This is a genomic window from Enterobacter sp. BIDMC 29 (assembly GCF_019378755.1).
In the GTDB taxonomy this organism is placed as follows: domain Bacteria; phylum Pseudomonadota; class Gammaproteobacteria; order Enterobacterales; family Enterobacteriaceae; genus Enterobacter; species Enterobacter ludwigii.
Genome location: NZ_CP080000.1, coordinates 4091530 through 4103773, shown reverse-complemented (window position 1 = coordinate 4103773; position 12244 = coordinate 4091530). Strand labels below are relative to the sequence as shown.

The following is a 12244-nucleotide window of genomic DNA, read 5'->3' as shown; positions in this document are numbered from 1 at the left end:
GCGTTTCGCGGGATGGAAGACCATGAAATTTATTGGAAAGGTACTCGTCTATCTTCTGGTGGCCCTGCTCATTGTGGTGCTGGCGCTCTATATTCTGCTCCAGACCCGCTGGGGAGCATCTCAGGCCAGCAACTGGATAACGGTGAATACCGATTACGAACTCAATTTCGACCTGATGGATCACCGCTTTTCGTCACCTTCCCACATCATTCTGGAAAACGTCACGTTTGGCCGCGACGGTAAACCCGCTACGCTGGTGGCCAGGAAAGTCGATATTGGTCTGAGTAGCCGACAGGTCACCGATCCGCTGCACATGGACACCATTACCCTGTTCGATGGCACGCTTAATCTTTCTCCTCAGACGGCACCGCTCCCGTTCCAGGCGGACCGTTTGCAGTTGAACAACATGGCCTTTAACAGCCCCAATACGGAATGGGATCTCAGCGCACAGAAAGTGACGGGCGGCGTCAGCCCGTGGCAGCCAGAAGCAGGCAATGTGCTGGGTAAAAACGCACAGATCCAGGTGAGCGCAGGCTCGCTTACCCTGAACGGCGTGCCGGCCACCAACGTGCTGATCCAGGGACAACTCAACGGCAAAGAGGTGGTGCTGAACACCATTGGTGCCGATATGGCGCGCGGTTCGCTCACCGGGTCCGCCCTGCGCAACGCTGACGGCAGCTGGATTATCGACACCATGCGTCTGAATGAGATCCGCCTGCAAAGCGATAAGTCACTGGTGGATTTCTTCGCGCCTCTGACCACCATTCCCTCGCTGCAGATTGGCCGTCTGGAAGTGACTGACGCACGCCTGCAGGGGCCGGACTGGGCGGTGACCGATCTCGATTTAAGCCTGCGCAACCTGACACTCAGCAAAGGCGACTGGCAAAGTCAGGAGGGGCGTTTGTCCATGAACGCCAGCGAGTTTATTTATGGCTCTCTGCATCTGTTCGACCCGCTCATGAATGCGGAGTTCTCCCCGCAAGGCGTGGCGCTGCGCCAGTTTACCTCCCGCTGGGAGGGCGGCATGGTACGCGCTTCCGGTAACTGGCTGCGCGAAGGTAACGCGCTGGTGCTGGACGATGTCGCCATCGCCGGGCTGGAATACACCCTGCCGCAGAACTGGAAAACGCTGTGGATGGAGCCGTTACCGGAATGGCTGAACAGCCTGACGCTGAAAAAATTCGGCCTGAGCCGCAACCTGGTTATCGATATCGACCCGGCCTTCCCGTGGCAAATCACCTCTCTTGATGGCTATGGCGCGAACCTGCAGCTAGCGAAAGATCGCCAGTGGGGCGTATGGGGTGGCAGCGCAACGCTGAACGGCGCGGCGGCGACCTTTAACCGCGTGGACGTGCGTCGTCCGTCGCTGGCGCTGAACGCTAACGCCTCAACGGTAAACATTACCGACCTGAGTGCTTTCACCGAAAAAGGCATTCTGGAAGCCACGGCGACGGTATCACAGCTTCCGCCACGGCAGACCACAATCAGCCTGAACGGGCGCGGCGTGCCGCTCAACGTGCTGCAGGCGTGGGGCTGGCCTGCACTGCCCATTGGCGGTGATGGCAATATCCAGCTAATCGCCAGCGGCAGCGTGCAGGCCAACGCACCGCTGAAACCGACGGTTAACGGGAAACTGAACGCGGTAAATATGGATAAACAGCAGGTGCAACAGACGATGACGGGGGGAGAGGTGTCGACACTATCCTCTCCCCAGCCCTCTCCCTGAAAGAAAGAAGAAGCAAACCCTTCCCTCCCCCGTTGGGGAGAGGGTCAGGGTGAGGAAAATTAAAGGTGTACCACCACCTCATTACCCTCCGCTTTCACCACCACTCCCCACTCGCTCCCGGCCTCTGAGCCGCCTTTTACACCACTCAGTTTCTGCACGTTGCGCAAGCAGACCGACCAGGTTCGCGCGTCACCTGTGCCGGTAATGGTCACGGTGTCGCCACTGCGTGTGGCTTTCAGCGTAAATGCCACAGAACCGTCCGCCGCAGGCACTTCGCTCACCGCCATCGCGCCATCGCCCAGGTTAAACAGCTGGAAAGCTGTTCCCTCGTTCCAGGCGTAGTCCGGTTTCTGTTGATTGTTGCCCAACGCCAGGAGGGTGTTATCGCGCACATAGACCGGCAGGCTGCGGAAATCATGCTGCTGTTTATGCCAGCGGCTGCCCTCGATTTCATCGTTATGCCAGAGATGGGTCCAGCGCCCTTCCGGCAGGTAAAACTGCACGTCACCGGCCTCAGAAAACACCGGGGCTACCATCACCGACTCCCCCAGCATGTACTGACGGTCGAGGTAATCGCATGCCGGATCGTCCGGGAACTCCAGCATCATCGCCCGCAGCATCGGTGTGCCATACTCACGAGCCAGAGCAGCCTGGCGATAGAGATACGGCATCATCTGACATTTCAGCTGAGTGAAGTGACGCACCACGTCACAGGACTCATCATCGTACGCCCACGGTACGCGGTAAGATTTGCTGCCATGCAGGCGGCTGTGGCTGGATAACAGCCCAAACGCGCACCAGCGTTTGTAGACGTGTGCCGGCGCGGTGTTCTCAAATCCACCGATGTCATGGCTCCAGAAGCCAAAGCCGGACAGACCAATCGACAGCCCGCCGCGCAGGCTTTCCGCCATCGACTCGTAGTTGGCGTAACAGTCTCCACCCCAGTGTACCGGGAACTGTTGCGCACCTACCGACGCCGAGCGGGCAAACAGCACCGCCTCATCCGCGCCCACCGTTTCTTTCAGTACGTTCCACACCAGTTCGTTATAAAGGTATGCGTAGTGGTTGTGCATCTTCTGCGGATCGGAACCGTCAAACCACTGGACGTCCGTCGGGATGCGCTCGCCAAAGTCGGTCTTAAAGCAGTCGACGCCAATATCCACCAGGCCTTTCAGCTTGTCGGCATACCACCGGCACGCGTCCGGGTTAGTGAAGTCATAAATCGCCAGCCCCGGCTGCCACTTGTCCCACTGCCACAGGGAGCCGTCCGGGCGCTTGAGCAGGTAGCCCTTCTCTTTCAGTTCGCGAAATACCGGCGACTTCTGGCCGATGTACGGGTTAATCCACACGCAAACCTTCAGCCCTTTCTCCTTCAGGCGGCGGATCATCCCCTGCGGATCCGGGAAAGTCACCGGGTCCCATTCAAAATCACACCACTGGAAGGCCTTCATCCAGAAGCAGTCGAAGTGGAAGACATGCAGCGGCAGATCGCGCTCGGCCATGCCGTCGATAAAGCTGTTAACCGTCGCTTCGTCGTAGTTGGTGGTGAACGACGTGGTCAGCCACAGGCCGAATGACCACGCGGGCGGCAGCGCCGGGCGTCCGGTGAATCGCGTATAACGGTTGAGCACCTCTTTTGGCGTCGGGCCGTCGATCACAAAGTACTCGAGATATTCACCTTCTACGCTGAACTGCACTTTGGAGACCTTCTCGGAGCCAATTTCAAACGACACGTTTTCCGGGTGGTTCACCAGCACCCCGTAGCCGCGGTTGGTCAGATAGAACGGAATATTTTTGTATGACTGCTCGGTACTGGTGCCGCCGTCGCGGTTCCAGGTCTCGACCGTCTGGCCGTTACGCACCAGCGCGGTAAAGCGCTCGCCGAGGCCGTAGACCGTTTCACCTACGCCCAGATCCAGACGCTCAAAAACATAATGACGATCGGTACGGGTATCCTGCACGTAACCGTTGTTTTTCAGCTGACTGCCGGTAATACGCTGTCCATTGCGCAGAAAATCCAGCGCCCAGCACTCGCCTTTGGTGACGCGCACGCTGAGGTGACCGCTTTTCAGCTCAGCAAATTCGGCATTGTTTTCAATCTCAACGTTCACCTCTTTGATGACATTCAGAGGATAGTGCGGACCGTTGTTCAGCGCGCCCTGGAAGTGCTCGATACGCACGCCGACAATCCCTTCCTGCGGGGAGAAAAGACGGACAGTGAACATCAGAGTATCAAGCTGCCAGGTACGTTCTCGTACATCACGCGGCGCCACGTATACCACAAGGTCATTGCCCTGCTGCTCTACATCGAACACCTGAACCGGGCAGGTGACGTTCAGGCCCGGTTGAATGAGCCAGTTTCCATCACTGATTTTCATACTCTCGTCCTCTTAGTTCTGTAATTCTTTACTGACCGGCAGGTTGTCAAACTCCTGCTGATTGCGGCGCGCACCCTGCGCCAGCTCGCTCATGATTTTGGTCAGGAAAGGCGTTTTCAGGGTGTAGTAGCGTTTGGCGATGATGGCGCTCAGTACATAGCAAACCGCCGGGGCCAGGGTGAACAGGCCGATAATGATGCTGATGGTCGCGCTGTTCTGGGTTTTAGCTGCGGCGTCATAACCCCCCCCTGCCAGCATCCAGCCGATCATTGCCCCGCCCAGCGCCAGGCCGAGTTTCAGCACAAACAGCGTGCCCGCGAAGCTGATGCCGGTAAGACGCTTGCCGTTGGTCCATTCGCCGTAGTCGACGGTATCGGACATCATGACCCACTGGATCGGCGTCACCAGCTGATGCAACACCCCAATCACAAAGATGAAGGTGAACATCACCACCGTGGCATGCATGGGAACGAAGAACATCGCCACGCTGACCACCGCCAGGGCGGCGTTGGTCCACCAGAAGATGCTGACCTTGCATTTCCAGTCGGTGAGCGGTTTCGCCAGCGCAGAGCCAATCAGGTTCCCGACACAGTAGGTGGTGAGGAACGCGACAAAGATTTCCGGCGAGCCCATGATCCAGGTGCAGTAGTACATCATCGCGCCGCCACGCACGCAGACGGCGAGGATATTGAGAATGGTCAGTACACCAACAATACGCCACTGGTCGTTGTGCCAGATATCTCGCAGGTCTTCGCGCATGGAGGTGGTGCTCGGCGGCACCTGGATGCGCTCTTTGGTGGTGAAGAAGCAGAACGCCAGCATCAGAAACGCGACCACCGACAGCACGGCTATCCCACCCTGGAAACCGAACGCTTTGTCATCGCCACCAATCAGGTTAACCAGCGGCATCATCAGTACCGTCGAGAGCATGCCGCCCGCGGTCGCCAGCACAAAGCGCCAGGACTGCAGGGAGATACGCTGCGTCGGGTCGTTGGTGATCACACCGCCCAGGGCGCAATAAGGGATGTTAACCACGGTATAGAGCAGCGTCAGCAGCGTGTAGGTAATGGCGGCATAAATCATTTTGCCGTTGAGGCTGAGGTCCGGCGTGGTGTAGGCCAGCACGCAGACAATGCCGAACGGGATAGCACCGAACAGTATCCACGGCCGGAATTTACCCCAGCGGCTGCGGGTGCGGTCAGCGATCAGGCCCATGCACGGGTCCGAAATCGCATCCAGCGCACGTGCCAGCAGGAACATCGTGCCGACAAACCCGGCAGGAATGCCGAAGATATCGGTATAGAAAAACATCATGTACAACATAACGTTATCGAAGATGATGTGGCTGGCGGCGTCACCCATGCCGTAGCCAATCTTCTCTTTTACTGACAATACGTCGCTCATTTTTTTATCCTTCACGCTGTAGGGGGCGCTGAGACCGGTTACAGATTTTTAAACCATTGTTTCAGGAGCGGGTATTGCGTTTTCTGGTTAGCTGGTTACGTTTCTTGTTTTTTGTGATCGCGGTAAATATTGACGAGCACGAAATGCTAACCTGAGGATTTTCTTAGGAATTAACTGAAACAGGGGTGTTAAGGTCAAAAGAGAGGTGAAAAAAGTGTGCCGGGGTATGTGGTAAATGCCTGAAAGTAGCTATAATGCGCCCCGCCTCCATGTAGCAATGCAGGCGCGGAAGATCGTCATCTCCGGTGAGGTGGCTGGACTTCAAATCCAGTTGGGGACGCCAGCGTTCCCGGGCAGGTTCGACTCCTGTGATCTTCCGCCAAAATTCTTTGAAGAGATTATTCTCATATTTGTTCCACCATTAAACCCAAATAATAATTAAATCTATTCACTAAAATTTTTTATGTGACTCTTCTGCTTTTCAGTAATTCTTAAGTCATCCTTTTTAGTTTTCTCACCCACAAATATTCGGGCATTAAACTCTACCCATGTGTTTTAACTAATTAATTACGTTGATATTGATTTGTTCGGTTATATTACGGATATCATAATAGCCAAACTTTAATCGTAAGGTATAATTCCTGAACGGCAAAACGCGTTTCATTTCATATCTAACGAGTAGGATATCTGCGTTAAGTTAGCATTCACTCACCCAACCGCATATGCAGCAACGGAAACGCATTCCCCTGTCCGTCCCGTTCTGAGCGCCCCACCTGCACAAACCCCATATGCTGATAAAACGCAACGCTCTGCGGGTTTTGCTCGTTTACATCCACTTCATTCGCACCGAAATGCGCAATGGCATAGTTCAGCAGCAATTTCCCTACGCCTTTTCCCCGGCTCGCATCATCCACAAACAGCATTTCAATGCGGTTTTCATCGACGCCTAAAAAGCCATGAATAACACCCGCTTCATCGCGGGCAATCATAACCTTGAGATTGGGCAGATACGCGTTGAGCAATAACGGGCGCAGCGCCGCAATATCACTTTCCTGCAAAAAGTGGTGGGTGGCACGAACGGAAGACTCCCAGACTGTGACGAGGCGTTCGAAGTGTGAGGGGTGTGCGGTTTCGATTTTCATGAGGGGATCATTATAGAGCGCAGCGATTAAATCAAGTATCCAGAAGCATAGAGGCAATAAAATGAAGACCTTAAATGAAGTAATAAACTCTCGAAACTGTGAAAGTCGAGAGCGTATCAAGGAAATGGCCCGGAAGTTGGTGCAGGAGACTGGTCAGCAGATAGAGCATGAAAAGCAAGAATCCCCAACAGACATTGAGAATAAAGAAACCAGCTAATCCTTCATGGTAGTTGTTCGGGTAAACCGAACAACTGAGGAACGGTAAATATTCTAGCGCCCTGTCCCCCCTCACCCTAGCCCTCTCCTTCAGGGAGGGGGAACTGACCGTGCGGTTTGTCATCCCCCACCTTAATCTCCATCACCGCATACACCCCGTCTTTCGGGACCACCACGGTGACGTTTTCCACCGGCACGCCTGCCGCGATATGAATATCCTGCAGCTGCCGGAGCGTCCGCGGGTAAATATCCTCCCAGCCGATACAGCGCAAAATAAAATCGATTTGTGGGCTGCTGGCCAGCATATTCGAGACAATCACCGCCCCGCCGGGCTTTATCAGCCGCAGCGCACGCTGGAGAAAAATCACCGCATCGGCATCGTTGAAATAGTCGAAAATTCCCAGCGCATCCACCAGTTCGGCCTGATGCTCGCCCAGCTCATGCAATAAATCTTCGTTACGCACCAGCGTATGGAGCAAGTTGCGCCTGAGCAGGGTCAGCTGTTCACCCACGATAATGCCTTCCTGCGCCGCCATGGTTTCGGCCCAACTGAGCGCCACAGGGTCTTTATCCACCAGCGTCAGATACACCTGCTGGCCGTCGAGCTTCGCCTCGCGCAGCGCCTCCAGCACGGGGATTGCAGCCCCGCTCGCCAGGCTCACCCAATTGTTATCGTTCCCGTTGCGGATGTATTTATCCACCATCGCAGCCAGTACTTTTGCGCGGGAGCGCACACCAATGGCATCGTTCGCATGGATAAACCACTGGCGGCTGTCGCTGTCCATTCGGGTTCCGTCTGGCAGGCGCTCCTCCAGCGGGTTTTGCACCACAAAAAGCGCCAGCGCAGAGGGAACCAGCCGGGTACGCCACGCGGTGAGCGCCGGACGATTGCGGTAGGCTTGCCCGGAATAACGGTTCTGTGGGACAAGCACGGCCTGTCCCCCCTCTTCGTATTCAATCAACGGAGGACGAAGCGCCGGGTCGGCTTTCAACGCCCGGTTAATCGAATTGATCTCACGGGCAGTGTCGTCCTTCATCGGCCACTGGTCGCTAATATCCGGAAATGACGCACTGAAAATGGTCATATTTTCCGGTGCGTCGCCGCGAAAAGGCTGCCAGTTCATGTCGTCGTCTCCCGTTGAGCTTCTAACGGAAGTCTATCCAGGCGAGCCAGTAAAACCCTACGAAGAAAGCACGATCTTCACTGCTTAACCCACACCAGCTGATCAACCTTGAAGCCCAGACTGCGTGCGGTATTCAGGTAGTCCTGTTTCACGGCATCCGGAATCGTCGGCGTACGAGACAGGATCCACAGATAGTCGCGGTTCGGCCCGCTCACCAGCGCATACTGGTACTTATCATCCAGCTTGATCACGTTATAGCCGCCGTAGAAGGGGCCGAAGAACGACACCTTCAGCGCTGCCGTCGTCGGTTCGCCGGTAAAGTACGCTTTGCCTTCACTCTCATTCCACTTGTTTTTAACCGGGTCGAAACCCCGGTTAAGCACGCTGATGCCACCGTCGCTGCGCTCGCCATAGGTGGCGGTCACCTGCTCCAGACCCCGTTCGAAGCGGTTTTCCAGGCGGGCGACTTCATACCACTTGCCGAGATAGCGGCTGGCTTCAAAATTTGAAATGGGCTTTACGCCTTTCGGTGGCGTAGGGGATTTGCAGGCCACCAGAGTCAGGGCAATGGCGACACCAGTCACAACAGGCCATAGTTTCATGAGAATTCCTTTCATTTGCACGGTTGGAAGTAAAGTGTAGTGCACCGTTACGGCGCTTCATCCCGTGAGGGAAAATTCGTAGTATATTGAGAGTATTCCTCCACTCTGGACACGGACATGGCTTACTCCATCGGCGAATTCGCCAGACTCAGCGGGATCACCGCCACGACGCTGCGGGCATGGCAGCGTCGCTATGGTTTACTCAAGCCACAGCGCACGGAGGGCGGCCATCGCCAGTACAGTGATGAGGACGTCCAGCAGGCGCTGAAAATCCTCGACTGGGTGAAAAAAGGCGTGCCCATTGGCCAGGTCAAACCGCTACTGGAACGCCCCGTCCCGCGCCGGACCAACAACTGGCAAACGTTGCTTGAGACCATGCTGCAACGCCTGCAGGACGGGAAAATTGAGTCCCTGCGCCAGATGATTTACGACGCTGGCCGCGAATACCCCAGGCCAGAGCTGGTTGCAAATGTGCTGCGTCCGTTGCGCAGCCAGATGTCAGCCAACATCCCTGCCGCCATGACCCTGCGCGAGATCCTCGACGGTATTATCATCGCCTATGCCTCGTTCTGCCTTGAAGGCGACAAAAAAGCGCCGGGTGATAACATCCTGCTTAGTGGCTGGTACCTGAATGACCCGTGTGAAATCTGGCTCGAGGCCCTGACGCGTACCGGACAAGGGCACCGTATCGATATTTTGCCTACTCCCTCCACGTCACTGGCGCCTGAGATTTTCCCCGAGCGCAAATGGCTTCTGGTGACCAGCGGTAAACTGACCGCCGCACGGAAAAAGCAGGTGGCACAGTGGCAGCAGCAGGTATCCCTTGAAGTGATTATCCTCTGATTATTTTCTCCTGCGGTAAACTTCACGAAAAGTTGAATATTTTTCCGTCCCGCAAATGCTAACGTTTTCCTGTGACTGACAACCCCACAGGAAAACACAATGAAAAAAACAACCCCTCTGCTGATGCTGGCCGCCATGGCCTTTACCCCTGCCGCGTTTAGCGCCCCTGCCGGCACCCTGAGCGTACATATTCTCGACCAGCAAACCGGGATGCCGCCATCTGACGTTACCGTCACGCTGGAGAAGCAGCAGCAGAACACATGGACCCAGATTGCCAGCGGCAAAACCGACCACGACGGACGTATCAAATCACTCTATCCGCAGGATCAGGACATGCAGCCAGGCGTGTATAAAGTGACCTTTAAAACCGCTGATTACTTCCACGGCAAAAAGCTGGACACCTTCTTCCCGGAGATCCCAGTGCTATTTACCGTGACCCGAACCAACGAGAAACTTCACATCCCGCTTCTGCTGAGCCAGTACGGCTACTCGACCTACAAGGGCAGTTAAGCCGCATTGATTTTAAAGGATAATAAAAAATAACTCCGCCAATACTTGGACAAATTACTCATGTTGTGTAAGTTTTAGATGTACGAACTGGAGACACACACCATGACAATGAAACCTGTAATCGGTATTAGCGGATGTTTGACCGGTTCCGCCGTTCGCTTCGACGGCGGACATAAGCGTATGGGCTTTGTCATGGACGAACTGGCCCAGTGGGTGAATTTCAGGCCCGTCTGCCCTGAGATGGCCATCGGCTTGCCGACGCCACGCCCTGCACTGCGTCTTATCGTGACGGACAGCGGTGAAACCCAGATGCGTTTTAGCCACGCCCCGCACGAAGACGTTACGCAAAAGATGGCTGACTTTACGGCAGGTTATCTACCTAAAATCGGCGAGCTGGCGGGCTTTATCGTCTGTGCAAAATCCCCCAGCTGCGGCATGGAACGCGTGCGGCTGTATGATGAAAACGGCAACCGGGGCCGCAAGGAGGGTGTCGGGCTGTTCACTGCCACCCTCCTTGAAACCCTGCCGTGGTTACCCGTGGAAGAAGATGGCCGCCTGCACGATCCGGTGCTGCGGGAAAACTTTGTTGAGCGTGTTTTCGCGCTTCATGAACTGAACACACTGCGCGCCCAGGGTCTGACGCGCCGTGCGCTATTGGACTTCCACAGCCGCTACAAACTTCAGCTGCTGGCGCACCATCAGGCGGGTTATCGTGAAATCGGCCCGTTCGTTGCCACGCTGCACGAGTGGGAAGATCTGGACGCCTTCTTTGTGGCGTACCGCGAAAAGCTGATGACCATCCTGAAGAAACCTGCCTCGCGGAAAAATCACACCAACGTGTTGATGCATATTCAGGGGTATTTCCGTAACCAGCTCAACAGCCGCCAGCGCGGCGAACTTCGCGACGTGATCCTGCACTACCGTAACGGGCAGTTGCCCATCCTCGCGCCGATCACGCTGCTGAAGCACTACCTGGCCGAATACCCTGACCGGTATCTGATGACGCAAAACTACTTTGATCCCTATCCTGATGATTTGGGTCTGCGTCTGGCAGTCAAGTGATCATAAAAATGCGAAGGCCCCATTGACCCTCAGAGGCCCAAAGCAGTACCCCGTTTAGACGACACCCTCACTGTCGTCTCTTTTTTTGCATTTAACCTTAAAGACTGTAATTATATACAGGCCTACAGTGCAAAAAAGGAGCCTGCCTGTGATCAAAAGCCTGCACATCCAAAACTACCGCTCGATTCGCGACATGTCGCTGGAGCTGGAAGCGCTCAATATCGTCTTCGGCCCCAACGGTACCGGGAAATCAAATATCTACAAGGCGATACACCTGATGCACAGCGCGGCGCAGGGGCAGTTCTCCCAGGCGCTGGCAAATGAAGGTGGTATTCTGAAGGTGTTCTGGGCAGGTAAGACCCGTAGCGACCAGCTCCGGCGGATGAATCTTGCGGTGGAAACGGACACTTACGAGTACGAGCTGCAGGTGGGCTTTGTCGAGCAACTGCCCTATCCCTCCCAGTTTCAGCTCGATCCGGTCATTAAAGAAGAGTCCATCTGGCTTACCGGTCAGCGCCGTCGCCCTTCATCACAGCTGATGAAGCGCAGGAATCAGGCGGTATTTCTCAACAACGTGCACCACGAAAAAGTGACTCACAGCGGCACGCTGTATGAAAACGAATCGGTGTTCGGGCAGCTCGGCGAACCGCATCTCTACCCGGAAGTGTCGCAGATGCGTGAGTCCCTGCGTAACTGGCGCTTTTATCATGAATTTTCCGTCTCGTCCGGCTCGGCGATGCGTGCCCCGCAGGTCGGTTTCCGCTCCCCGGTACTGGCCAGCGACGGCGCCAACCTGGCGGCCGCATTTCAGACCATTGTCGAGATTGGTGATGAAATGTTGCTGATGCGCATTCTCGACCAGGCCTTCCCCGGCTGCGAGTTTTACAGCGACAACACCGGCGGCCGCTTTCGCATGATGATGCAGCGCGAGGGGCTGAGCAGGCCGCTGGAACCGGCGGAGTTTTCCGACGGCACGCTGCGCTTCCTGTGCCTGGCGGTAGCGCTGTTAAGCCCGCGCCCACCGGCCTTTATCGCGTTGAACGAACCGGAAAACAGCCTGCACCCGCAGATGCTGCCCGCGCTGGCGAGCTTAATCGCCGAGGCCAGCCGCTACTCACAAATTTGGCTCACCAGCCACTCGCCGGAACTGGCGAATTTGATTGAGAAACAGCGATCGTTTTCGCTGTATCAGCTGTCTATGGCGGAGGGAGAGACGAGGGTGGAGAGGCTGGGGTAG

The 12244-nt window shown here is 55.7% G+C and carries 11 protein-coding genes and 1 tRNA gene; 7 read left to right on the top strand and 5 right to left on the bottom strand.

Annotated features, from left to right (window positions below):
- Positions 1-22 precede the first annotated feature (22 nt).
- Positions 23-1726: an AsmA family protein gene (locus JTA15_RS18190; protein ID WP_219372572.1), complete on the top strand. Its 1704-nt coding sequence runs from the start codon at positions 23-25 to the stop codon at positions 1724-1726.
- 59 nt (positions 1727-1785) lie between these two features.
- On the opposite strand, the gene yicI is transcribed toward JTA15_RS18190, so the two are convergent.
- Positions 1786-4104: an alpha-xylosidase gene (gene yicI / locus JTA15_RS18185; protein ID WP_063934456.1), complete on the bottom strand. Its 2319-nt coding sequence runs from the start codon at positions 4102-4104 to the stop codon at positions 1786-1788.
- 12 nt (positions 4105-4116) lie between these two features.
- On the bottom strand, positions 4117-5508 hold the full coding sequence (locus JTA15_RS18180; protein ID WP_049023104.1) for a glycoside-pentoside-hexuronide family transporter: 1392 nt from the start codon (positions 5506-5508) through the stop codon (positions 4117-4119).
- 287 nt (positions 5509-5795) lie between these two features.
- Here JTA15_RS18180 and JTA15_RS18175 point away from each other — a divergent pair.
- Positions 5796-5890: transfer RNA gene (locus JTA15_RS18175), tRNA-Sec, on the top strand.
- A gap of 322 nt (positions 5891-6212) precedes the next feature.
- Here JTA15_RS18175 and JTA15_RS18170 read toward each other — a convergent pair.
- Entirely contained in the window at positions 6213-6650 is a 438-nt protein-coding gene (locus JTA15_RS18170) for a GNAT family N-acetyltransferase (RefSeq protein ID WP_063214970.1), read from the bottom strand.
- 61 nt (positions 6651-6711) lie between these two features.
- Between JTA15_RS18170 and JTA15_RS18165 the strand changes: the two genes are divergently transcribed.
- The gene (locus JTA15_RS18165) at positions 6712-6867 is read left to right on the top strand and encodes a hypothetical protein (protein WP_154815906.1); all 156 of its coding nucleotides are present in this window, start codon (positions 6712-6714) and stop codon (positions 6865-6867) included.
- Positions 6868-6943: 76 nt separating this feature from the next.
- On the opposite strand, the gene JTA15_RS18160 is transcribed toward JTA15_RS18165, so the two are convergent.
- Positions 6944-7990, bottom strand: coding sequence for a class I SAM-dependent methyltransferase (locus JTA15_RS18160; protein ID WP_040018368.1), 1047 nt, complete (start codon positions 7988-7990; stop codon positions 6944-6946).
- Between the two features lie 77 nt (positions 7991-8067).
- On the bottom strand, positions 8068-8592 hold the full coding sequence (locus JTA15_RS18155) for a lipocalin family protein (RefSeq protein WP_020882704.1): 525 nt from the start codon (positions 8590-8592) through the stop codon (positions 8068-8070).
- Positions 8593-8709: 117 nt separating this feature from the next.
- On the opposite strand from JTA15_RS18155, the gene JTA15_RS18150 reads away from it, so the two are divergent.
- The 4 genes from JTA15_RS18150 (at position 8710) to JTA15_RS18135 (ending at position 12244) form a co-directional block, all read left to right on the top strand.
- Positions 8710-9435: a MerR family transcriptional regulator gene (locus JTA15_RS18150; protein WP_014168030.1), complete on the top strand. Its 726-nt coding sequence runs from the start codon at positions 8710-8712 to the stop codon at positions 9433-9435.
- A 99-nt stretch (positions 9436-9534) separates the two neighbouring features.
- Positions 9535-9945, top strand: a complete 411-nt coding sequence (gene uraH / locus JTA15_RS18145; protein WP_014168029.1) for a hydroxyisourate hydrolase — start codon at positions 9535-9537, stop codon at positions 9943-9945.
- Positions 9946-10047: 102 nt separating this feature from the next.
- Entirely contained in the window at positions 10048-11007 is a 960-nt protein-coding gene (locus JTA15_RS18140; RefSeq protein WP_219372571.1) for a DUF523 and DUF1722 domain-containing protein, read from the top strand.
- Positions 11008-11155: 148 nt separating this feature from the next.
- Positions 11156-12244 (top strand): AAA family ATPase, encoded by a 1089-nt coding sequence (locus JTA15_RS18135; protein ID WP_219372570.1) that lies wholly within the window; start codon positions 11156-11158, stop codon positions 12242-12244.